At 61.4% G+C, this 23517-nt stretch carries 21 protein-coding genes and 1 pseudogene; 11 read left to right on the top strand and 11 right to left on the bottom strand.

The features are described from left to right. Positions 1-58 precede the first annotated feature (58 nt). A complete protein-coding gene (locus ACR2TX_RS16765; RefSeq protein WP_077730183.1) occupies positions 59-529 on the bottom strand; it encodes a carboxymuconolactone decarboxylase family protein in 471 nt (156 codons plus the stop codon). 1019 nt (positions 530-1548) lie between these two features. Next, a complete protein-coding gene (locus ACR2TX_RS16760) occupies positions 1549-2163 on the bottom strand; it encodes a Slp family lipoprotein (protein ID WP_168175401.1) in 615 nt (204 codons plus the stop codon). A gap of 907 nt (positions 2164-3070) precedes the next feature. Between ACR2TX_RS16760 and ACR2TX_RS16755 the strand changes: the two genes are divergently transcribed. Beyond that, a complete protein-coding gene (locus ACR2TX_RS16755) occupies positions 3071-4138 on the top strand; it encodes an SDR family oxidoreductase (protein ID WP_434130227.1) in 1068 nt (355 codons plus the stop codon). On the opposite strand, the gene ACR2TX_RS16750 is transcribed toward ACR2TX_RS16755, so the two are convergent. The 3 genes from ACR2TX_RS16750 to ACR2TX_RS16740 form a co-directional block, all read right to left on the bottom strand. Then, positions 4092-4505, bottom strand: a complete 414-nt coding sequence (locus tag ACR2TX_RS16750) for a DUF6567 family protein (protein ID WP_139841171.1) — start codon at positions 4503-4505, stop codon at positions 4092-4094. The genes ACR2TX_RS16755 and ACR2TX_RS16750 overlap by 47 nt on opposite strands. Next, positions 4502-4879, bottom strand: coding sequence for a sensory rhodopsin transducer (locus ACR2TX_RS16745; RefSeq protein ID WP_077730178.1), 378 nt, complete (start codon positions 4877-4879; stop codon positions 4502-4504). The genes ACR2TX_RS16750 and ACR2TX_RS16745 overlap by 4 nt, the downstream gene beginning before the upstream one ends. Positions 4880-4966: 87 nt before the next feature. Next, a complete protein-coding gene (locus ACR2TX_RS16740; protein WP_434130225.1) occupies positions 4967-6757 on the bottom strand; it encodes a thiamine pyrophosphate-requiring protein in 1791 nt (596 codons plus the stop codon). Positions 6758-7287: 530 nt separating this feature from the next. Between ACR2TX_RS16740 and ACR2TX_RS16735 the strand changes: the two genes are divergently transcribed. From ACR2TX_RS16735 to ACR2TX_RS16710, 6 genes are all read left to right on the top strand, one after another. Beyond that, on the top strand, positions 7288-8067 hold the full coding sequence (locus tag ACR2TX_RS16735; protein ID WP_434130223.1) for a L,D-transpeptidase family protein: 780 nt from the start codon (positions 7288-7290) through the stop codon (positions 8065-8067). A 137-nt stretch (positions 8068-8204) separates the two neighbouring features. Then, on the top strand, positions 8205-8558 hold the full coding sequence (locus tag ACR2TX_RS16730) for a BON domain-containing protein (protein WP_077730175.1): 354 nt from the start codon (positions 8205-8207) through the stop codon (positions 8556-8558). Positions 8559-8619: 61 nt separating this feature from the next. Next, positions 8620-9345 carry a ZIP family metal transporter gene (locus ACR2TX_RS16725; RefSeq protein WP_434130221.1) on the top strand — a complete coding sequence of 242 codons (726 nt, stop codon included), beginning with the start codon at positions 8620-8622 and terminating at the stop codon, positions 9343-9345. A 123-nt stretch (positions 9346-9468) separates the two neighbouring features. Then, the gene (locus ACR2TX_RS16720) at positions 9469-10854 is read left to right on the top strand and encodes a cytochrome ubiquinol oxidase subunit I (RefSeq protein ID WP_434130219.1); all 1386 of its coding nucleotides are present in this window, start codon (positions 9469-9471) and stop codon (positions 10852-10854) included. Between the two features lie 9 nt (positions 10855-10863). Beyond that, complete coding sequence (cydB, locus tag ACR2TX_RS16715) at positions 10864-11868, top strand: cytochrome d ubiquinol oxidase subunit II (RefSeq protein ID WP_143735153.1); 1005 nt, start codon at positions 10864-10866, stop codon at positions 11866-11868. Beyond that, complete coding sequence (locus ACR2TX_RS16710; protein WP_143735152.1) at positions 11868-11993, top strand: DUF2474 domain-containing protein; 126 nt, start codon at positions 11868-11870, stop codon at positions 11991-11993. Before cydB ends, ACR2TX_RS16710 begins: the two co-directional genes overlap by 1 nt. Before the next feature lie 107 nt (positions 11994-12100). Here the strand turns inward: ACR2TX_RS16710 and ACR2TX_RS16705 are convergent, their stop codons facing one another. Both ACR2TX_RS16705 and ACR2TX_RS16700 read right to left on the bottom strand, forming a co-directional pair. After that, positions 12101-12889 (bottom strand): metal ABC transporter permease, encoded by a 789-nt coding sequence (locus tag ACR2TX_RS16705; RefSeq protein ID WP_077730171.1) that lies wholly within the window; start codon positions 12887-12889, stop codon positions 12101-12103. A gap of 4 nt (positions 12890-12893) precedes the next feature. Then, entirely contained in the window at positions 12894-13595 is a 702-nt protein-coding gene (locus ACR2TX_RS16700) for a metal ABC transporter ATP-binding protein (protein WP_077730170.1), read from the bottom strand. 184 nt (positions 13596-13779) lie between these two features. Between ACR2TX_RS16700 and ACR2TX_RS16695 the strand changes: the two genes are divergently transcribed. Both ACR2TX_RS16695 and ACR2TX_RS16690 read left to right on the top strand, forming a co-directional pair. Beyond that, entirely contained in the window at positions 13780-14586 is an 807-nt protein-coding gene (locus ACR2TX_RS16695) for a hypothetical protein (RefSeq protein WP_434130216.1), read from the top strand. A gap of 692 nt (positions 14587-15278) precedes the next feature. Then, positions 15279-16111 (top strand): annotated as a pseudogene (locus ACR2TX_RS16690) (IS5 family transposase). Between the two features lie 16 nt (positions 16112-16127). Here ACR2TX_RS16690 and gpmA read toward each other — a convergent pair. From gpmA to ACR2TX_RS16670, 4 genes are all read right to left on the bottom strand, one after another. Beyond that, a complete protein-coding gene (gpmA, locus tag ACR2TX_RS16685; protein WP_086135614.1) occupies positions 16128-16832 on the bottom strand; it encodes a 2,3-diphosphoglycerate-dependent phosphoglycerate mutase in 705 nt (234 codons plus the stop codon). A 60-nt stretch (positions 16833-16892) separates the two neighbouring features. Then, positions 16893-17531 (bottom strand): class I SAM-dependent methyltransferase, encoded by a 639-nt coding sequence (locus ACR2TX_RS16680; RefSeq protein ID WP_434130214.1) that lies wholly within the window; start codon positions 17529-17531, stop codon positions 16893-16895. Further along, positions 17528-18529: a pyridoxal phosphate-dependent aminotransferase gene (locus ACR2TX_RS16675; RefSeq protein WP_434130212.1), complete on the bottom strand. Its 1002-nt coding sequence runs from the start codon at positions 18527-18529 to the stop codon at positions 17528-17530. Before ACR2TX_RS16675 ends, ACR2TX_RS16680 begins: the two co-directional genes overlap by 4 nt. Before the next feature lie 280 nt (positions 18530-18809). Further along, positions 18810-19466 (bottom strand): peroxiredoxin, encoded by a 657-nt coding sequence (locus ACR2TX_RS16670; protein WP_077730165.1) that lies wholly within the window; start codon positions 19464-19466, stop codon positions 18810-18812. Positions 19467-19643: 177 nt separating this feature from the next. Here ACR2TX_RS16670 and ACR2TX_RS16665 point away from each other — a divergent pair, with 177 nt between their 5' ends. After that, positions 19644-21812, top strand: a complete 2169-nt coding sequence (locus ACR2TX_RS16665) for a heavy metal translocating P-type ATPase (protein ID WP_434130210.1) — start codon at positions 19644-19646, stop codon at positions 21810-21812. A gap of 63 nt (positions 21813-21875) precedes the next feature. Continuing rightward, a complete protein-coding gene (locus tag ACR2TX_RS16660; protein ID WP_434130208.1) occupies positions 21876-23516 on the top strand; it encodes an NAD(P)-binding protein in 1641 nt (546 codons plus the stop codon). The last annotated feature ends 1 nt before the right edge of the window (position 23517 follow it).

Raw genomic sequence — 23517 nt, 5'->3', positions numbered from 1 at the left:
TCTTGCTACCGTTTACCTTGCACTATTCCCCGGAGCGCATCGCCAGCACGCCAGGGTTTTACCGGAACTTTCCACACGCTGGCCGGTAGGTGTCCGGTACCTTCCGAAAGCCGATGGCGAGCCGGTTCCACCCGTTGATGGCGATGGTCGCCAGCGTGAGCTTGACCAGCTCTTCGTCCGTGAATTGCGCGCGTGCCTGTTCGAAGACCTCGTCCGGGGCGTGTCCTTCGCTGATTTGGGTGATCGCTTCGCACCAGGCGAGTCCGGCCCGTTCCCGATCGGTATAGAACGGCGCCTCGCGCCAGACGCTGAGCGCGTAGAGCCGCTGCTCGGTGTCGCCCAGAGCCCTCGCCTCCCTGGTGTGAAGGTCTATGCAGTAGGCACAGCCGTTGATCTGGGAGGCTCGGATCTTGACGAGCTCCAGCAGGGATCGCTCGAGACCGCATTCGTCCGCGTACTTTTGTAGCGCGCACATCGCCTCCATGGCGTCCGGCGCCGCTTTGGCATAGTCCAAACGTCTTTTCGTCATGGCCTTCTCGTGGTGGGTTAACCTCTGGGACTGGATTCTCTTTTTATCAACTTTCGTACCAGCCCCGACCGGTTCATTCGAACTTTTATGGATCAAACGTTTACCTTGAGCTTGCGGTACGGAAGCGAATTTATCGCAGCAAGCCGCGGGACAGAGGCGGCGATATCTCGCCCCGAGGCGAGATATCGCCGCGCATCAGGGCTAGTCTCCTTCCGAACTAAACGCCGCATGTCCCGGTTGTCTAGGCAAAATGGGGCGACCCGGGCGTTGCCAGCCGTGTTTAATTCAACCTCATGCCCAGAAACGAAGGATAGCCAGTGGCGAGAGCCGTCAACCAACCCGCGATAAGAAGCGCGCCGGCAAAGACAGCGGTGCCGACTCCGGATCGGTAAAGAATTCTCACCAAAGCGTTCGAGACCGTGGGACGAAACTTCCAAGCAGCCAACGAACTTGCGGCGATACTAAAACCGATGCTTGTGGCCGCGGTTAGTGAATCCACACACCAAGGACAATGGGGGATTGGCGTGTTGACTATGGCGTTACAAACAAAGAAAAAGTTGACCCAAGGCCAATCACAGCCGCATGAGAACCAGAGGCCGCATAAAGGCGTTACCAAAACAATAGCCGTGCCCCAACTGGCGGCAATCGCCGGCGCCCTCAAAGGATTCATGTCGACCTTTCTTACCCGACGAGAAGGCGTCGGACCGTAGTTTGGCTTTTGCTCCATGCCAAGAGCATTCGTTTAGAGCTTGATGATGAGCGGATCTTCAGGAGTATCGGCCAGTTGCTCTTCCCACTCCACCAATTTTTGTGAACCTTTACATAGTTGACCGGGCCTACTTCGGCCTGAAGCCGAAAGGATACGGCCAGCATCCACACCAAAAGCGCTTTCATTCGTCGATCGCCGAGAATTGGAAATGGTGTTCAGAGTAGAACTTTCCGGCAGAGCAAAGCGTGCAGGGCTCGCATGGAGAACCCGTTTTACCAAACTCCGGATCGTTTGCTCCTGAAACGGTCGATTACCGAAACGGCTGATATGGCTGATAGTAATAGGGGTAAGCGTAGCCAGTCCCTCGCCACTCGCGAGGCCCAAACCGATAGGGCGGGACGTAGACATCAGGGAGCTCCCAACGTTGGGGCCACACATGGACTTGGCCGCAATCGATCACCGGGTAGCGGACCGCCGGATAAATGTAGTGGAATCGACCCAAGGGCCGAATTTCCGCGTCTTGGACCGCCTGCTCCTGGATCTCCCCGGCCACGGTAATCAGACGGCCCGGAAAGTAGTCCGCTGAGTTCAGAGAGCCAAGGCACCGGACCAGAAATCGGCTTTGAGAGGCGTTGAACTTTTCCTTGGGACGGTCACTGGAATCCAGAGGCTTTTGCCAAACCTCGATTTCTGTCACTGACGGCAGAACGCGGGCAGCAGCCACCTTACCGCCCAAGATTACCGTCTGTCCTCTGAACGACTCCGGATCGGCGCTGATCTCTGCAAAGGACGGCTGATTTGTAGCCGCCTGCCGCCAGGACTCGGCTATCGGACTCGCTGCGCAACCACCCAAGAGCGGAAGAATCCATAACCACCCGCGCAACCGGTGCATCCTGCAATACCCGGTACCCCACGAACCAGACATCCCTCGCCTGGCCGGAAAGATCGAATGAATATCCATAGCGGCGACTCACAGGCCAAATTCCTTACTGGCTTAGATCTCCTGGCCGGACTTCCGGTTCGTGCCCAGCCCAAGATTGGGCTTATGAAGAGGACTAACATTTTCGTGCTACGGCCTGCTTCAAGGCGCTGCCAGTCTGATCTCGGAGGGATTTGCCGCCCTGAGAAGGGCATCTTTCATGGCAGCAAGGCAAAGGATGAACCGCCACTATCGGGTGGCTTACTTGACTTTCCGAAACATAGACCACGATGTCTAGAGCGTATTCATCTCGCTCGTACGGCAAAACAGGCTTGGCGGAAGTCGCTGGCGCCTTCGGCTCGGGTGAACCGATTCAAGCATTCGTCGGCAATCCCTTGCCGGCGAAGACGCTCGGCCGGGCCGTGGCGTCGGGAAAGGATTCCCGACCTACGGGGGCACGGTCGTAGGTCGGCAATCCCTTGCCGACGAAGACGCTTGGCCGGGGCATGGCGTCGGGAAGGGGGGCTTCGGCGCTCCAATCGCAAACGGCCTGGCCGGGAGCGCCGGCCAGCCCCTTCCCGAAGACGCCGTTTGCGATTGGAAGGTCGCGACTAAAGCGACGTTTGCGATTGGAAGGGGCCGATTAAAGGCCCGTTTGCGATTGGAAGGGTCGCGGCTAAAGCGACCGTTTGCGATTGGGAAAGGATTCCCGACCTACTCGCCAGTGCCCGTACAGTAGGTATGAAAATGCTCCAAAGCCCACTGCGACCACATACATTTCCGAGAAAGCTCTGGGCTCAGCCAACCCAATCCTTCTATCTTTGGCCTGATCGTCCGAACACCCGTCGCAAGCGCCGGTCAATATCCGTAAGCGTAGGCTTATCGCCGGCGCAATAATCCAGCAGGAGCAGCCATGAGCACATCGGACGTCGTCGTGATCACCGGAGCCTCGGCCGGCGTGGGGCGCGCCACTGCGGTGGAGTTCGCCCGACGCGGCGCACGGGTCGCCGTGCTGTCGCGCGGCGCGGACGGATTGGAAGGTGCTACGCGGGATATCCGGCAGGCCGGAGGCACGGCGCTCGTCATTCCTGCCGACGTGTCCGATCCCGATCAGGTCGAGCAGGCCGCCGGTCGGGTCGAGCGGGAATTGGGGCCGATCGACATCTGGATCAACTGCGCCATGGCAACGGTATTCTCGCCGGTGAGCGCTATGACGCCCGCGGAGTTCAAGCGGGTGACCGAGGTCACCTATCTCGGCTACGTCTACGGCACGATGGCGGCGCTCAAGCGGATGCGGCAAAGAAACCGCGGAACCATCGTGCAGGTGGGCTCCGCCCTCGCCTATCGCGCCATTCCGCTGCAATCGGCCTATTGCGGGGCCAAGTTCGCCATCCGCGGCTTCACCGACGCGCTCCGTTCCGAGCTGATCCACGACCGCTCCGAGATCCGGCTGACGATGGTGCAGATCGCCGCGTTCAACACACCGCAGTTCGATTGGGCGCGCATACACATCAACCGGAATCCCCAGCCGGTTCCGCCGATCTTTCAGCCGGAAGTGGCGGCGCGCGGCATCGTTCACGCCGCTTATCACCCGCGCCGCGAATTCTGGATCGGCTGGCCGACGGTGAAAACCATTCTCGGCAACAAGCTCGTCCCCGGCTTCCTGGACCGCTATCTCGCCGACAAGGCTTACGAGGGCCAGCTCGGCCCGGAACCCTTGCCGTCGAACCGCCCCGACAACCTGTTCGACCCGGTGCCCGGCGATCATGGTGCCCACGGCCGGTTCGACAACCGGGCCAGGCCGTGGAGCTGGCTGCTCTGGGCGAACATGCACCGGGGCTGGCTCGCGGCCGGCGCAGCCCTCGTAGCCGGCTTGGCTGTTTGGGGCTGGCCCAGTCAACCCGAGCGCCGGATTCAAACCAAGCGCTCCCGCCTCATCGCCGGTCGTCCCGGAACTCCACCAAATCCCCGCGCACGGTGATCTTCGGCAGCGAAAACAGGATGAAATAGGGGCTCGTCTGATCGTACACCAGGTTCACGAAAACCTGCGCCGTGCCGTTCGAGACTCCGGCCTTTTCGTACAGGCGCGTGATCGCTTCGGCATAATCCGGGCTCTTGAAGGTCAGAAGGCCGAGCAGCCTGAAACCGGTGCTGCTGCCGATGACATCCGCTTTTAAGAGGCGGAAATTGGGTTGCGACAACGTGACCTGCGTGACGGTCGTAATCTGCGCACCCCCGGCGGCCGAAGGCGCGGCCAAAGGAAATCCGGTCGCAACGGGCGGGACGGGACAGCCGGTGAGCAAGAATAAAAACGGGATCAACAGCAGAAACCGCATGAGTACTCTCATCCCTCCGAATAAGCCGTGGTGGTCAGCAGCGCGAGTTCGGCCTGGCGCGAGTCCAGCCGGGTGTGCTGCACGACGATGGGTACATCCGATTCGATGATGCTGGCATAGTCGGTATCCACGGGGATGGGCTCGGGATCTTCCAGATCGTTGAAACGCAGGTGCAGCGTGCGCCGAGCCGGCACGGTCAGCCGATACGGTCCGGCCGGTTCGCGGTCGCTGAAAAAGATGGTGATGGCCACGTGGGCGTCCGTGTCGCCTGCATTGAGCATGCAGACGGTTTCGTGACTCTCGAGCGCCCGGCCCTCGCCGACGCTCGTCGGCGGGATATAGCCTTCGGCGATGGCCCAGAGTTTTTTGCCGATGGAAGTCGCCATAGTGCTTGCCTCATGTCTGAACCGGCAACTGTCGAAGCGCCATTTCCAAGATACTGACCGCGAGGCGCCGGCGCACCGTGGCCAGGCTCAATCCGTCTCCGGCAAAACCGTCGCTTTCATTTCCTTCGCGGCGGATTTGACGATGCCCCAGGCATCCACGTCTCCGCCGAACAGTGCCGAAAGATAAGCCTTGGCCTGCTCGAAGGTGATGTGCGGCGGCAGCGGCGGCACGTTGGGATCGGTGTACGCTTCCAAGAGCACCGGCCGGTCGGCGGCGAAAGCCCGCTCCCAGGCCGGGGCGATGTCCTCCGGCTTGTCCACCTTGAGCCCCATGAAGCCCAGCGATTCGGCGTATCTGGCATAGGGGAAATCGGGCACATCTTGCGACGCTTCGTACTTGGGGTCGCCCGCCAAGGCCCGTTGCTCCCAGGTCACCTGGTTGAGGTCGCGGTTATTGAGCACCAGCACGATGAAACGCGGATCGCGCCATTCCTTCCAGTACTTTTCGACCGTCACCAATTCGGCGTTACCGTTCATCTGCATGGCCCCGTCGCCCACCAAAGCGATCACGGCCCGGTCGGGGTAGGCGAACTTGGCGGCGATGGCGTAGGGCACGCCGCAGCCCATGGTGGCGAGCCCGCCCGAGAGCGAGGCCATCATGCCGCGGCGGATTTTCACGTCGCGGGCGTACCAGTTGGTGCCGGAGCCGGAGTCGGCGGAAATGATGCAGTTGTCGGGAAGGCGCGGCGACAGTTCCCAGAAGACCCGCTGCGGATTGATGGGATCGGCCGCGTTCATGGCGCGGGATTCCAGCACTTGCCACCACTCCCGGATTTCCCGCTCGATGAAATCTCGCCAGCTGCGATCGGTCTTCCGTTGCAGCAGCGGGATCAAGGCTCGGAGCGTCTCCGCGCTGTCGCCCACCAGGTTAACTTCCATGGGATAGCGCATGCTCAGCATCCGCCCGTCGAGATCGATCTGAACGCCGCGGGCCTGGCCTTCCTTGGGCAGAAACTCGGTATAAGGAAAGCGCGAACCGATCATCAGGAGGGTATCGCAGTTCAGCATCATCTCGTAGCTGGGCCGGGTACCCAAGAGTCCGATGGAACCCGTGACGAAAGGCAGGTCGTCCGGCAGCGCCGCCTTGCCCAAGAGCGCCTTGGCGACGCCGGCCCCGAGAATCTCCGCCGTTTCGGTGACTTCGTCGGTCGCATGCAGGGCGCCCGCGCCCACCAGCATCGCGACACGCTGGCCCTGGTTCAGCACGTCCGCCGCCTTTTGCAGATCCTCCTCTTTGGGCACCACCCGCGGCGCGGCATAGCCGACCCCGGACAGAATATGGCCGTGTTTCCGGGGCGGCGTGGTGACCGCGTCCAGTTCCTGTACGTCGTTGGGAACAACGATGCAGGTGACGGTCCGCTCGCACACGGCGATGCGCACCGTCCGATCCACCAAGTGCCGAACCTGGTCCGGGCTCGATGCCATGTGGACGTATTCGTGGGCCACATCCTTGAACAGCGTCACCAGATCCACTTCCTGTTGATAATCGCCGCCCAGGGCACCGCGCGCCTGTTGCCCGATGATCGCCAGGACCGGCTGGTGGTCCAGCTTGGCGTCGTAGAGCCCATTCAGAAGATGAATCGCGCCGGGTCCCGAGGTCGCGAGGCACACGCCCACCTGCCCGGTGAACTTGGCGTGGGCGCAGGCCATAAAGGCGGTCATTTCCTCGTGGCGCGCCTGGATGAATTGAAACCGGTCCCCGGCCCGCCCCAGCGCGCCTAGAATGCCGTTGATGCCATCGCCTGGATACCCATAAATGCGCCGGATGCCCCAAGCCGAAAGCCGATCCAGCAGAAAATCGCTCGCCGTGTACGCCATGAGTCGCCTCCTTTCCCAGGTCCTCTGTCGGCCACGCCCGCGACGCCCGATCATCGAGACCGGCACGCGGACGATCATGCTTTCGAGTTATTAACCCGGCCTATAAATATAGGCCGGGTTAATCCGGGGCAGGGATACCCCGGCGCGGCGACAAGCCGCGTGAGCCCAGGCCGGGCGTGTACCGGCCTGGGCGGCGGCCCGAAATACCAGGAGGGTATTTATGGGCCTGATTAATAGGACCGATGGGATGAGCGAAAATTGCGCGAGGGCGCCAAAAGCCGGAAAGCGGCGCGATCCTCAAAAGAAGGGGGCACTCAGAAAAAACGATCCTTCTGCCCTCAGGTTCGAGAGAACTTGGAGCCTATCTGAGTTGGTCCCCAAATCCTTCGACAGGCTCGGGACAGGCCCTTCGACAGGCCGGGGCGAACGGCCTACTGAAATAGGCTCCTACACTTGGCTCGAAAATTGACAGATATCAAGGCGATTATTGCGGTCAAAACATTATCAGCCGACGATATCGAAAACCCGTCATGGACAAGACCAGGTTAACCATCGCATTCGTCTTGCCGTACCTTACAGCATTGCTGCTTTATCCCGAGCCGACGGATTTTCCGCTCCAGACGCCCAAAGCTCCGTTGAGCCGTCACGGCGGGAATCTACACGATCGGCCGATACCGTATCGCATCGCCGATCGCCCGAGCCCGGAGGCGGACCGGGAGATAGCCGCGCTCTTCGCACCGAAACGGCATCCACGATTGATCGCCGATCGACCGCCGGAACTCGACCCGTACAAACAGAGCCAGGCGTCGAAGCCCAAGATTGGATCAAAGCACGCGGCAAAGCCCAAAAGCCCCGTCATCATCCAAATCGATCAGACCCACCAACGCCTGTCGGTGCATGTTGGCGGCGAGGCCGTGGAGGGGCTCGAATCGGTACTAGTTTCGACCGGACTTCCGGGCAAAGCCACCAAAACTCCGGACGGCACCTATTCCCCGCGTGCCTTGGCGGTGCGCCGCCCATCCTATTTCGCGACCAGACTCTTGAACCGGCCGGTATACCTGACCCATGCGATTCAAATCGTGGACGGCATCTTCATGCACGATGCCTCGGACGGGGCCATGGCACATCTCGGCAAAAAGCGCTCCCATGGCTGCGTACGGGTCGATCGCCGGCAGATGCCGAAGATCTTTCGCCTCGTGAAACGGCACCGGACGAACACCCGGATTCAGATCTTTCATTCATCCATAAAGGACGCGATCCGGGGCGATCCTTCCATCGCCGCACGTTCGGAGATCGAAGACACGCGCTGAACCGGAAACCGCCTCGCGACCTTTCCGCTCCCTTCTCGGTCAAAACAAAAAGTGCAACCGTGCTTCCTCGACTGATCGAGGCTTCATCGATTCCGATTCGGAAAAAGCCGGCTTTACCACGCGCAAAGGAGGGCGCAATGACTCACCCCATCAAATCGCTTACGCTCCTGACCGCTGTCGCTGCGGCTCTTACCCCAGGTATCTGGAACATTGCCACTGCCGACCCTTTAGACCGTCCCTTTCTGGCCAGTACCGGTACGGTCATCGACGATACCGTCATCACCACCAAGATCAAGGCGGCCTATGTACGAGACCCGGTGGTCGGTGCTCTCGATATTCATGTCGACACGATCAAGGGCGTCGTCTATCTCAGCGGATTGGCCAATAGCGAGGCGGAAAAGGAAAAAGCAGCCACGCTCGCCAAGACCGTCGAAGGTGTCGTGGAGGTCAAGAACAATATCCAGGTGAAGCCCGCCGCGACCGGCGAGTGAAGCCTGCCGGGGCGGCTCGACCTAGATTCCGCCTCTGCGTGGCCGATTCACCCGTCTGAAGATGAATGATCTCTTATCGGTACTTGCAGTGGCGGTCTTACCCGCCGCCGGAAACATCGTCGGCAGCCTTTTGGCGGAGAGCCTTCGCGCGCCGCCATGGATCATCGGCGCCGCGTTGCACGGCGCGGCCGGTGTGGCGATCGCGGTAGTCAGCATTGATCTCATGCCCCGAATTCTGCCCGTGATCCCGATGTGGCTATTGATTTCGACGTTTCTCGGAGGATCCGTGTTTTCGGCAGCACTTGCTCGCGCGTTTCGGTATTGGACGGGCTCCCGGTCAGGACGGTCCGGCGCTTGGATGGTTTATCTGGCCGTGGCGGTCGACCTTCTCACGGACGGCCTGATGGTTGGCGCGGGTTCGGCCGTTTCCGGCGGCCTCGGATTACTGCTCGGATTAAGCCAGGTGATTGCGAATATTCCCGGCGGGTTTGCAGCGATCGGCAACTTTCGAAACCGTCAGGTGCCGCGAAAACGGCGGCTCGGCATCTCGGGCTCGTTCATTCTTCCGCCGATTTTCGGCGCGGCGATCGGCTATCTGCTGCTACGCGACGCGAGCACCCAGGTCGAGCATGCGGCACTCGCGTTTCTGGTTGGCGTGCTGTTACTGGCGACTGTGGAAGACATGCTGCCCCAGGCCGATGAGCCGGGCGTCGCCCGATGGATTTCGACCCCGTCCTTCGCCGGAGGATTCGCCCTGTTCGCCGCTTTGTCCGCCTATGTCGATTGATCCCAAGCCTCGAATCAGCGTTCGCAGGCTGAAATGACGTTCGTCGCATAAACGACACCGATTCTCGCCGGTCCAATTTCAAAACAGGGAAGGCCCGGCCTCGTCACCGATAGGAGAGTAACAATGGATGCGCTTGTCCTCGCGCGAACTCAGTTCGCGTTCACGGTGAGTTTTCACATCTTCTTTCCGGCGTTCACGATTGGCTTGGCGAGCTATCTCGCCGTGCTCGAGGGGCTTTGGCTGGCAACCAAACGGGATGTCTTCCTGCAGCTCTACAAATACTGGCTGATCGTCTTCGCCGTGGCCTTCGCCATGGGCGTCGTGTCGGGCATCGTAATGAGCTATCAGTTCGGAACCAACTGGGGACCGTTCTCGGAAAAGACCGGCCCGGTCCTCGGCCCCTTGCTGGCCTACGAAGTATTGACGGCGTTCTTCCTGGAGGCCGGCTTTCTCGGCGTCATGCTGTTCGGACTCGACCGCGTGGGCCCGAGACTGCATTTCGCAGCGACGCTCCTGGTCGCCTTCGGCACGCTGCTTTCGGCGTTCTGGATCTTGTCCGCAAACAGTTGGATGCAAACGCCGGCGGCGTATCACCTCGAGGCGGGCCGCTATGTGCCCGACAGTTGGATCGGCGTGATCTTCAATCCGTCCTTTCCCTATCGCTTCACGCACATGGTGCTCGCGGCCTATCTCACGACCGCGCTCGTGGTCGGCGCGACCGGCGCCTGGCATCTCCTCAGAGACAAGACCAATGCGCCGGCCCGCGTCATGTTCGTCATGGCGATCCTGATGGCGGCGGTGGTCGCGCCGACTCAACTGATCGTGGGCGATCTCCACGGCCTCAACACCAAGGAATACCAGCCGGCAAAAGTTGCGGCGATGGAGGGACACTTCGAGAGCCGGGAGGGCGCGCCGCTGATTCTGTTCGGCATCCCGGATGTCGACGAAGCCCGGACGAAATACACTCTCGAAATCCCGAAACTCGCCAGCCTGATCCTCGAACATGACCTCGATGCGAAAGTCACCGGGCTCGATGCCTTTCCGAGAGATCACTGGCCCAATGTACCTATCGTCTTTTGGGCGTTCCGGATCATGGTCGGAATCGGCGTGCTGATGATCCTGTTCGGACTGGTCGGCGCCGTGCAATTCTTCCGAAAACGCTTGTTCGATGAGGCCTGGTTCCACCGCTGGGGGGTCGCCATGGGGCCGCTGGGGTTCGTGGCGATCCTGGCCGGCTGGTTCGTGACCGAGGTGGGTCGCCAACCCTTTGCGGTATACGGACTCCTCCGAACGGGGGACGCCGTATCGCCCATCGGCACGCCGGGAGTCGCCGGGTCGCTGCTGGGTTTCATCGTGGTATACACGATCATTTTCGGTGCCGGCTCGTTTTATCTGATACGGCTCATGAAGCGCTCGCCGGATATCGGGCTCGAGAAACCGACGGAAAAAGGCCCTCTGAGGACGACCGGCGTCATGCCTGGACCAGCGCTCGAAAAAGGCCCGCATTAGGAGGAACCGATCATGTTCGATCTACCGACTATCTGGTTCGTATTGATCGGCGTGGCCTTGCTCGCCTACGCCATTCTGGACGGCTTCGATCTCGGCGTCGGGATTCTTTTCCCCCTGGGACGCGACGAGGAAGAGCGCGACCGGATGATGAACAGCGTGGCGCCGGTCTGGGACGGCAACGAGACCTGGCTCATCCTGGGCGGCGGGGGCCTGTTCGCCGCCTTTCCCCTCGCCTATTCGCTGGTGCTGACCGCGTTATACGCGCCGGTGATCGCGATGCTGCTCGCCCTGATTCTGAGAGGCGTCGCATTCGAATTCCGGTTCCGGACAGTGCGCGCCAAGAAATATTGGGATTGGGCTTTCATCGGCGGCTCCACGGCGGCGGCCTTCTTTCAGGGCGTGATGGTCGGCGCTCTCGTTCAGGGCATCCGGATCGAGGACCGCATTTACGCCGGCGGCTGGTTCGACTGGCTCAGTCCTTTCAGCGTGTTCTGCGGCGTCGCACTGGTCACGGGCTATGCCCTGCTCGGCGCATCCTGGCTGGTCATCAAGCTGGACGGCGATCTCCAGGAGCGGATGCGGCAGCTTCAGGAGCCGCTTGGCCTGGCGACGATTCTCGCCATCGTTCTCATCAGTTTCGGCACGATGTTCGTCAACGAAGCCATCAGGGATCGATGGTTCGGACCTGGAGCGCTTCTATTCCTGTGGATCATCCCGATCGCCACGACTCTGCTTGCGGTCGCGTTTTACCGCGCGGTGCGGGCCAAGCGAGCCGTGACCCCGTTCCTGCTGGCGCTCGGCTTGTTCGCCGCGGCCTTCCTGGGGCTCGCCGGAAGCCTTTTCCCTTACCTGGTTCCGCCGAGCATCACCTACCGCGAAGCCGCGAACCCCGACAACAGCCTCGCGTTCATGCTGGTCGGCGCAGCCATCCTCCTACCGGTCATTCTCGGCTATACGGCTTACGCCTATTGGATTTTTCGCGGCAAGGTGCACGCCGGCGAGGGTTATCACTGATGGAACCGGTGGACGAAAGACCGCTCTGGAAGAAACTCGCCTGGTTCTTTCTGCTGTGGGCCGGCGGTGTCGGAACGGCCACCGCGGTCGGGTATGCCATCAAGCTGGCTGTCGCTTTGTTGTGAAGGCAATGGTAGCCCATAGGCCGCCGGGCGAAATACGAGAAGCACGCGACTCCTGTCGTCCCGGATTGCGTCGCACTTCATCCGGGCTACCATTAGCCGCAACTGCACTAGATTCGATCGGCGCGCTCCCGGCGGACTTTCAGATACACAGAGCCCAGAAACAAAAAACCACTTGCCAGAATGATTGAAGGGCCGGGTGGCACGCTGATCGTTGCGTGGGCGAGAATTCCGGCGAGCGCGGAAAGACCGCCGGCAGCGCCGCTGATGGCGGCGTATTGCCCCAGATTCCGGCTGACGTTCCTTGCCGTGCAGGCCGGTATGGCGAGTAAAGCGGCGGTCATCAGTCCACCCACGATCCGCACGCCGAGCGCAACGGTCAATGCGATGCAGATCAGATAGACCGCGTTGTGCCAGCGGAGATCGAGGCCTTGGGCACCGGCCAGATCGGACGAAATGCCGATCAGGACCAGGTTCGAGTAGATGTGCCGGACCATGAAAAAAATGCCCAGAGCTATCGCTACCGTAATCACAGCGGTCGTCACCGTTATCCGCGACACATCGCCGAGCAGTGCGATATCGGTTTCTTCCTCCGGCAGAAACAGAAAAGCCGTCGCAAGAGCCGTGGAAAACACGACGGCGGTGAGCGCCTCGAGATGCAGCCTGGTCACTCTTTCCAGATACCAGATAAGAAGCATCCCGAAACCCAAGAACAAGACCGCACCGATGGAAACATCGAAATCGTACAGCAGCGCCAACGCGATCCCGGGCAAGGTCAAATGCCCCAGGGCGCCGCCCACCAGCGCCATGCGCTTGCTCAGCATCAGCGAACCGAGGTAGCCGGCGACCGCGCCGGTGGCGCCACCAAGGATCAGGGCAAGCAGGATTTTTCCGCTCATAAAATCACCGATGGTGATGCTCGTAATATTTCACGCCGGTACCGTAGAGCGCCTGGAGCTGCTGCGGCGTGAGCACTTCCTGGGGGGCGCCCATGCAAAGCTGCTGCCGGTTGAGGCAAAGCACGACCGACGCATATTCCCACACCACATGGAGGTCGTGCGTCACCAGCAGGATGGTCAGGGGTTTTCTTTGCCGGTAGCGGTTGAGCAAGGTATAGATCGTCTCCTCGCCCCCCACGTCGATGCCCGCGGTGGGTTCGTCCAGCAACAGCACGTCGGGATCGTTCACCAGCGCCCAGGCGATCAGCATGCGCTGGAACTGACCCGTCGACAAAGCACCGAACGGCCGTTGCAGCAGGGATTCGTCCAGCCCGACCTCGGCGAACATCCGTTTCACGGCGTCGACATCGCGGGTCTTGAAACGAAAGAACTCCTCGATACTGAGCGGCGGAAGCTCCTGGCGTTGCAGAAACTCCTGAGGCGGCAGATAACTGATGTTTCGGGTCTGCCAGGTGACCGTCCCCTGATAAGGGATCAGGCCGAGGAGCGCCCTGAGCAGCGTCGTCTTTCCCGCGCCGTTCGGTCCCAGGATCACGAAGACGGCGCCCTCGGCCACCGAGAACGAAAGATCGCGGATGATCGTTTCGTCGCCGTAAGACACCGAAATCCCTTGGACGGTCAAGATCGAAGGCTGATTATCCGTCATGTTCCCGTTCGCCTTCCGTTATGCTTCCTGAGCGGATAGTGCCAAACCGGGAGCCAGAGGACAAGCCCGCAAAACTTCGTGTCCGCCAGCGCGCCTCACCTTAAGCGGCATCGCGTTAACCCCGTTTCTTGCTTTCGGCGGGAAGCCGTCGCAAACTCGAGTCTAATCATCAAGGAGGAAAAGCATGGTTTTCCGGAAAGACAAGCGAATACTGCGGCCATCGGGACGCATGCCGATAGACCGGCGGACGCTGAAAACGCTCGTCGCGCCGATTTTCTTGCTTTTGTCGCTATGTAACGCCGTCTTGGCCGAAGAAACCCGGATCATGCTGCGGGTGAAAGGCGTCGATTCCAAGTTCGTCGGCAGCGGTGTCGGTGGGGTACGGGCGGTGGTCGAGGACGCCGAGACCGGGGAGATTCTGAATCAGGGGTGGATTACCGGCGGCACCGGCGACACCAAACGCCTCATGGAAACCCCTCACCAGCGCGGTCAGCCGCTCGCCGACGACAACACGGCGGGTTATTTGGCCCGGCTCGACCTCGCCGAGCCACGACTGCTGCGCTTCAAGATATTCGGTCCGTACGGACAGCGCCAATCTCTGCAAGAGGCGAGCGTGACCAGTTGGGTCGTACCCGGCAAGCACATCATCGGCGACGGCATCGTCATCCATTTACCCGGTTTCATCGTGCGCGGCGGAATCTCCGCGCCGGAGAAAGGTCAGGCCAAGCTGGAAGCGGAGGTGACGATGATGTGCGGCTGCCCCATCAGCAAAGGCGGCCTATGGGATGCCGACAAATACGAAGTAAAGGCCTTGCTGAAACGGGACGGCAACGCGGTGGGCGAATATCCTCTGGCATTCACCGGCGAAGTCAATCATTTTGCGGCACAGGTGCCGGCGCGGGACAAGGGGGACTATGAAGCGGTGATTTACGCCTACGACCCCGGCACCGGCAATACTGGTGTGGACAGAGTGGTCTTCGGAGCCAAATAAGTCCGCCACTGTCCCGAGCGCTGGAGCGGCCCACCCAAGCCACTCGCTCTCGATTGCCCCGGCGCTCCATGGCTATGGGTCGCCTTTGGCGGTTATGACGCGGCCTTCTTGCAGAAGAACCAGCGAGTAGGTCGGGAATCCTTTCCCAATCGCAAACGGTCGCTTTAGCCGCGACCCTTCCAATCGCAAACGGGCCTTTAATCGGCCCCTTCCAATCGCAAACGTCGCTTTAGTCGCGACCTTCCAATCGCAAACGGCGTCTTCGGGAAGGGGCTGGCCGGCGCTCCCGGCCAGGCCGTTTGCGATTGGAAGGGTCATCCCAGCGCTCCTGGGATGACCGTTTGCGATTGGAGCGCCGAAGCCGCCCTTCCCGACGCCATGCCCCGGCCAAGCGTCTTCGTCGGCAAGGGATTGCCGACCTACAACCGTGCCCCCGTAGGTCGGGAATCCTTTCCCGACGCCACGCGGCCCGGCCAACGGCTTTGTCGGCAAGGGATTGCCGACGAATGCTTGAATCGGTTCACCCGAGCCGAAGGCGCCAGCGACTTCCGCCAAGCCTGTTTTGCCGTACGAGCGAATTGTACGGCCTACGCGATTGACGCGACGTGGTCGTACTTAGAGCCTATCCCAGTAGGAACAAAAGCGTGATGAGCGACCTCTAATGCCGAAATTTCGAGTCAAGAGGGGCTCTTATGGGACTGGTGACGAAAGATGATGGCTGGCGCATTCCGGATGAGCTGTGGGAACGGATGGAACCGCTCTTGCCGCCGCGTAAACCGCATCCGCTCGGGTGCCATAACCCGCGGGTGCCGGACCGACAGGCGATGAATGCGATCTTGTTTGTGCTCCGGACCGGGTGTCAGTGGAATGCGCTGAACGCCACCGGGATTTGCTCCAGCAGTTCGGCCCATCGCCGCTTTGTCGAGTGGACCGAAGCCGGGGTGTTCCAGGCGTTCTGGCGCGAAGGACTGCTGACTTATGATGCGTTGAAGGGCTTGGACTGGTCGTGGTTGGCCATGGATGGGGCCATGACGAAAGCGCCGTTGGCGGGTTCAAAAAAACGGGACCGAATCCGACCGACCGGGGCAAACAAGGTGCGAAGCGAAGCCTGTTAACCGATGGCGCGGGCCTGCCGCTGAGTGTGGTGATTGCCGGCGCCAATCGGCACGACCTGAAGCTGGCGCGGTCCACCTTGGCGGCCATCGGCGTCCCGCGCCCTGTACCCACGCCGGAGCAGCCGCAAGGCTTGTGCCTGGACAAAGGCTATGACTATGACGAGGTGAGGGACTTGGCCAAGGCCTTTCAGTTTACCGCTCACATTCGAGCGCGCGGTGAGGAGGCCGAAGCGATCAAGAAGGAAGCCGGTTTCAAGGCGCGGCGCTGGGTGGTCGAACGGACCCACAGCTGGCTCAACCGATTCCGCCGGATTTTGATCCGCTGGGAAAAACGAACCGACACCTATCTTGCCATGCTGCACTTGGCCTGCGGCATCATTACTTGGCGGGCAACGGGTCTACTGGGATAGGCTCTTATATCACGAGCTAATCGAGCATTATCTTCGAGGCGACGTTGAGGTCCTGGTCAAACATGTAGACCACGGGTACGCCGGTGGGGATTTCCACCAGAGGAATCTCTTCGTCCGAAATGCCGTCCAGCATTTTGACCAGCGCGCGCAGACTATTGCCGTGCGCGGCCACCAAGACATGGCGTCCCATTCGCAGGTCGAGAGCAATGCGGTCCTGCCAGGCGGGCAGGCATCGCACAAGGGTATCGAACAGCGATTCGCTCGCCGGGAGGACGCGGGGGTCGAGGTGGGCGTAGCGCGGGTCAAAACGCGGATGACGCGGATCATCGTGGCTCAGCGCAGGCGGCCGTACCGAATAGCTGCGCCGCCACACATGAACCTGCTCCTCACCGTGTCGCTCAGCCGTCTCTTTCTTGTTCAACCCTTGCAATGCGCCATAATGCCGCTCGTTGAGCCGCCAGCTACACTCCAGCGGCACCCACATCCGATCCATCTCGGTCAAAATAAGCCAGGCGGTATGGATGGCACGCTTGAGCATGGAGGTATAAGCGATATTCACGGAATAGCCTTGCTGGCACAGTATCCGACCGGCGCGGCGGGCCTCCTCGATTCCTTTTTCGATGAGACCGATGTCGGTCCATCCGGTGAAGCGGTTTTCGAAATTCCAGGTGCTCAGCCCGTGGCGCACCAATATCAGGCTTGCATGAGTGCTTTGATTCATTGCAGGACCGTTGGTCAAGCGAGCGTTTGCTGTGCCGCCATCTTCTTCTCCCAGCGATGCTCAGTGGCGGACCCGTACGGTGATAAAGGCGCCCTGGCCGGCACCGGCGCTGACCGGCTCGATGTCCCGGACCCGCTCAAGCGGTGTGGATAAGGTTTGCACCCAGACCGGGTCGTGAAAGCCCGTATCCATGAGCAGGGCATTGACCTCATCGGCGGAATAGAAGCTAGCCTCCCGGTAGAAGACGTTCTCCGCCTGGTGGGCGAGATAGTCCTGTCCCAGGGGACTGTTCCGGTCGATGAAACCGATGACGAGCACACCGCCCGGCCTAAGGACGCGAGCGGCCTCGCGCAGCATGGCCGCAGCGTCGTCCACGAAGCAGATCGTGGTCACGATCAGCGCATAGTCGAACAACGCGTCCGCAAAGGGCAGCGCCTCGGCGATCGCCTGTGCGGCGCGCACGCCGCGGGCGCGGGCGTAGCGCAGCATCTCCGCCGCCGGGTCGATCCCGTAGGCGACGCCCAGAGGTGCGGCGAAGCGTCCGGTACCCACCCCGATCTCCAGCCCCCGCCCCTGCCAAGGCAGCAACGCGCGCACGGCGAGCAGCTCGGAGAGGTAGGCCGCCCGGTGACGGTCGAACCAGTCCTCATAGCGTTGGTGATGTCGGATGAATGGCTCAGCCCTGGGATCGCCCGTCATAGCAGCTCCCGCAGCGCGGCGACGAAGCGCATGTTGTCCTCGGGCGTCGCGGTGGTCACCCGCATGTAGGCGGGGCCGAGCTGCGGGTCGTTCAGTGGCTTGATGAGGATGTCCTTTTGCCTCAGGTTTTCGGCGATCTCGCCCGCGTCCTCGGGGGTGAAATCGGCCAGAAAGAAATAGGTTTCCGAAGGGAAGGTTCTCACCCCCAGCGCATCGAGTTCACCCGCCAAATCCCGGGCCCAGCGGCGCAGGTTGGCGGCGCGCTCCCGGATCTTGTCCTCGTTTTCCAGCGTGGCGATGGCGGCCGCCTGGCTGGCTCTCGCCAGTGGGTAAGCATCGTTACTCGAATTCAGATCGTCCGCCAGGGCTTCCGGCAATATGGCGTAGCCCACCCGAAAACCCGCCAGGCTGTGAGCCTTGGACAGGGTCCGGGTGACCAGCAGGTTCGGGTATCGCGGCACCAGGTGAGCCACGCTATGGCCGGCCATGCCGATGAAGGCCTCGTCCACCAGGAAATAAGTGTCGCGATATCGTTCGAGCAGGCCGGGCAGCGGCGCCATGCCGAAGCTGCCGCCGTTGGGGTTGTTGGGATTGACGATGACGGCGAGACTGGTGCCAACGGGGATCTCCAACTCGCTGAGGTCGAAGCGGAAATCCGCTTCCGGCCGCAGCCGCGTTTCGGTGTAGGACTGCGCAATCTCCGGAAACAGGACATAGGTGGGAGTCAGCAGGTGTACCTGATGCCCCAAGCGCTGGAACAGCTGGCGCAGAATAAGTTCCGAACCGGCATTGATATGGATGAGCCGCTCGGGCACGCCGGTCCGTTCGCTGATGAGCCGGCGCAACGGTTCCGAGTACGGCTCGGTATAGTAATTGCTCAAGGGCAGCTCGGCGCGAGCCGCCTCGATAGCCTCCTCGATCGGAGGCAAGGGGTTTTCGCACAGCAGCAGCTTGATGCCTCGGAAGACGCCGCCACCCTTTTCTGCCTTGCTGCTCATTTTCGAAATCCTTTATCAGCGGCCGGGCATGAAGAAAGTGATGGCACCGATCCCGGCCATAATCAGCATCGCCTAGACCAATTTTCACCACAGTTTTGGCAGTCTGGATCGGGAAGGTCGTAGGTCGGCAATCCCTTGCCGACAAAGCTCTCGCCGATCCGAGGGGTCAGCAACGAATTGCCGGCCTATGGCACCGCTTCATTTTCGCTCCCTCCTGTCGGCGCGCGGTGTCAAGCAGTCCATCCAAGTCACTTATTCCCGATGCCCCTGCGCTCTGCGGCTATGATGCGGCCTTCTTGCAGAAGAACCAGTCGACGCACTCGTATCCCTCCTGGAGCCGCGCCTCGGCGTCCTGGGCCGTCTTCGGCGGCGGCACGATCACCTTGTCGCCCGGCTGCCAGCCTTCCGGCGTGGCCACGCCCTGCTTGTCCGAGGTCTGCAGCGCCTGCACCAGGCGCAGGAACTCGGGGATGGAGCGGCCGTTGGTCATGGGATAGTAGACCATGGCGCGCAGGGTGCCCTTGTCGTCGATGATGAAGGTGGAGCGCACCGCCGAGGTGTCGGAGGCGCCCGGCTGAATCATGCCGTAAGTATTGGCCACCCGCATCGACAGGTCCTCGATGATCGGGAACGGGATCTCCACGCCGAACTTCTCCTTGATCGTGCGCATCCAGGCAATATGTGAATAATTGCTGTCGATCGAAAGCCCGAGCAACTCGCAGTTCAGACTCCGGAACTGCGGATAGGCCTTGGCGAAAGCCATGAACTCCGTGGTGCACACCGGCGTGAAATCGGCCGGGTGGGAGAACAGCACCAGCCATTTGCCGCGGTAATCGCCGAGCTTCTTGACGCCGTGGGTGGTATTCGCCTCGAAAGCGGGCGCCGGCTCGTTCAGGCGCGGCATTTCGAGTGGTTTGGATGAAGTGATATTTTCCATGATCTATCTCCTCTGAAACGGGTACGGAATCGGACAAGGGACGCTGTGCGTCTGCCCGACTCGTTTGTCCAATGATTAGATTTGAGACAGAATCGGCTCTTTAAAGGTCCCCCGAGCCGTATCCGCAAAAAGCCGTGTCGAGCGGTGTCCCATATCAAAGAAGGAACGGAAGTTCTTATGGATACTCAATTGACAACATTGTTGCAGCAACTGGATCGACGCATCCTGAGCCTCAGCCCTCAGAGAGACGTATTCCTGCTGCGCCTTATCGTGGCGTTGTTGGCGGTCATCTTCCTGGCCATGGACGCACTTTACGGCATGCCGTTCTTTTACTGGCTGGGGCTGCCGTTTTATCTCTTCTGTCTGGCGCTCTACGTTCAAGGGCTCGTAAAATCGCTCCTGATTTTGCGGCAGGTTTCCGCGGAGCTGCTGATCGTTCTGGTGATGACCGTCACCCTGATCGACGGGAAGCCGCTCAGCGGCGCGATGGTCGCCTGGTTCATCGGGCTCGGTTTGTACATTTCCTTCACCATCATCCGCAGAAATCGGGAAAAGATCGAAAGTCTGGTGAAGCAGGCCAAGCGAACGGCCCTCGTGCTCGCCGGCGGCGAGATCCGCGAAATCCCGGCGGAAGAGGTGAAGCAGGGCGACGTGCTGATCGTGCCCCGCGGCACCGCCGTCCCGGTCGACGGAAGCATTGCGGAGGGAAAATCGTCCATCGACGAATCCTTCGTCACGGGCGAACCGTTTCCGATCCACAAGGTGCCGGGCGATGAAGTCACTTCCGGCACGCTCAATCTTTCCGCGCCCTTGCAGATTCGGGCCACCAGGAACGGCGACGCTTCGTTTCTTGCCCTGATCGCGGGCGAAATCGAAAAAAGCCTTCAGAAAAAATCCACGCTGCAGCAAAGGGCGGACAAGATCGTCCAGTACCTCATCCTGGGCGTGACCGGCTATGCGTTCCTGCTGTTTTTCGTCACCGGCAGCCTGGATTTGATGGCGACCGCCCTGTCGGTATTGTGTCCCTGCGCCTGGGCGCTCGCGACGCCGACCGTATTCGCGTCCGGCATAGGCCGCTCGGCGCGGCTCAATATCCTCGCCCGGGGCGGAGAACCCCTGGACATCATGCACGAGATCGACACCGTAATCCTCGACAAGACCGGCACGGTCACCCTGGCCGAACCCAGGGTCAGCCGGGTGATACCGATAGGTGCCGATGAGCGCGAGCTGATCGAGATCGCGGCGTCGGTGGAAACGCGGTTCAGCCATCCGTTGGCGCGGGCCATTTTGAATTTCGCGCGAAACCAGGACATCACGCGATTCAAACCCGTGAGCGACGCCGAGGACCTGCCGGGGCGCGGGGTCAAGGCGCGACTGGAAGACCGCGAAGTGCTGATCGGGAGTCCCGAAACCTTGGAGTCGCTCGGGATCGAAATACCGGACCTCGAATATTCCGGCCGCGCGATCTGGGTCGCCATGAACCGTGAAGTCAAAGGCGCCATCGTCGTTCAGGACGTGATGCGCTCGGAGATGACCAACCTGGGGCAAGCGATCCGCGAACTCGGCGTCAAACGCGTGTTGGTCGCCACCGGCGATCACGAGGAGTCCGAAGCCAGGCGAGTGGCCGATCTGATCGGCGCCGACGGATATTATTTCAACTTCAAGCCGGACGACAAGGCGGCGCTGGTGAAGGAACTTCAGTCGTCCGGCAAGGTGGCGATGGTGGGCGACGGGGTGAACGATGCCCCGGCCCTGGCCGCCGCCGATGTGGGCATCGCCATCGGCGGACACAAGAACGTGGCCCTGGCGATCGCCTCATCCGATATCGTGATTCTCGGCGACGATGCCGGCGATCTGCTCACGATCCTCGACATCAGCCGCAAAATGGCGGAGATCACCAAACAGAATTATGCCTGGGCCATGTCGTTCAATACGGTCGGGCTCGCTCTGGCCACCTTCGGCTTCCTCAATCCCGTACTCGCCGCGTTCTTGCACCATATCAGCTCGGTCTTCGTCGTCGCCAATGCGGCACGGCTCCATCAACACGGCCGCCGATCTGATGGACCGAGTGATGACGGGCCTGAGTCGATGGCAAAGCCAGGTGAGCCGGTTTCTGACGCACAGGGGCCAGGAGGCATGAGCATTCTCGAGACGAGTAACGATCCCCTTCTCGTCCCGCAGCCGAAAAGCCGGTACACCGAACCGGCTCGAGCGGGACGGGACAGCCGAGTTCGGATACGGTTGATGAAACTTTGCCCAGGCAGGCACCGTCCGAACCCTGAAACGCTTGCCCCGAGACACAGGAGCACATCGCAGCGCCGTCTGCTTCGAAGCTTTGGCGCATGATCGCGGACTCTCTTTGCTTGGCCATCGACTAGGCCGCCGATCGAGGATGGAGAGACTTTTAGAATGAGCAATCGCAAATCCAGCGACCTGACGCGACCGGCGGACCTCTTGCAACACGGGCGGAGCACCGGCCCCTTCCGCACGCAGCGTCCGATTTACGTCGACCTCCTGCCGCCCTGCAATAACGCCTGCCCGGCCGGCGAGAACATCCAGTCCTGGTTGTTCGACCTGCGCGCCGGTCGCTATGAGAAGGCCTGGCGGGTCTTGATGGAAGACAACCCGATGCCGGCCGTGCACGGACGCGTCTGCTACCACCCCTGCGAAACCCACTGCAACCGCGGCCCCATCGACAGCCCGGTGAGCATCCACGCGGCCGAGCGGTTCCTCGGCGACCTCGCCTTGCGCGAAGGCTGGCAGGTCGTGAAAGCCCCGGCCAGCGGCAAGCGGGTCCTGATCGTGGGCGCGGGGCCCAGCGGCCTGTCCTGCGCCTATCACCTGGCCCGGCTGGGCCATCAGGTGGAGATCCACGAAGCGGGTCCCCTGGCCGGCGGCATGATGCACTTCGGCATACCCGCCTACCGCCTGCCGCGCGCGGAGCTGATGGGCGAAATCAGGCGGATCGAGGCCATGGGCGTCAAGATCGTTCTCGATCACAAGGTGGAAGACGTGCTGGCGGAAAAGGAGTCCGGCCGGTTCGACGCGGTGTTCATCGCCGTTGGCGCACATCTGAGCAAGCGCGTCGGCATCCCGGCGCGGGACGCCGGCAAGATCCTGGACGCGGTGACCTTCCTGCGCCAGACCGCCACCGGCGAAGCGCCCAAGCTCGGCCGGCGCGTGGCCGTCTACGGCGGCGGCAACACCGCCATGGACGCGGCGCGCACGGCCAGGCGCCTGGGCGCCGAAGAGGCGCTCGTCATCTATCGGCGCGACCGGGCGCACATGCCGGCCCATGAATTCGAGGCCGACGAAGCCATCGAGGAAGGTGTCAAGATCAACTGGCTGCGCACCATCAAGGAGATCGACCAGACGCATATCACCGTCGAGGTGATGAGGATCAACCCGGAAGGGTATCCCGAACCGACCGGCCGGTTCGAAACCCTGGAGGCGGACTCGCTGATCCTGGCGCTGGGCCAGGAAACCGATACGCGCTTCCTGCACGAGGTGCCGGGCATCCAGTTCAAGCCCGACGGCGTCGTGATCGTGGACGACAACATGATGACGGGGAGTCCCGGCATCTTCGCGGGCGGCGACATGGTACCGAGCGAGCGGACCGTGACCGTCGCCGTCGGCCACGGCAAGAAAGCCGCGCGCTGTATCGACGCCTATCTTCGCGGCACGCGCTACGTCAAGCCGCCCAAGCATCCGCCGGTAAGCGCCGATATGCTGCGCCTGTGGTACTTCACCGAAGCCGAACGGAAGCGGGAAGCCGAACTCGAACTGGAGAAACGGCGTTACGGCTTCGAGGAAGTGGTCGCGGGGCTCTCCGAGAACGAGGCTCTGTTCGAAGCCAAGCGCTGCTTCTCCTGCGGCAACTGCTTCGAGTGCGACGGCTGCTACGGCGCCTGTCCCGAGGACGCCATCGTCAAGCTGGGACCCGGCAAGCGCTATCGCTACGATTACGACCTCTGCACCGGCTGCGCGGTCTGCTACGAGCAGTGTCCTTGCCATGCGATCGAAATGATTCCGGAACCCCGAGGGGAATAAC

This window comes from Methylocaldum sp. GT1BB, from assembly GCF_051027545.1.
GTDB lineage: Bacteria > Pseudomonadota > Gammaproteobacteria > Methylococcales > Methylococcaceae > Methylocaldum.
The sequence above is the reverse complement of the archived record's forward strand: the minus strand, read 5'-3'. Positions and strand labels throughout refer to the sequence as shown.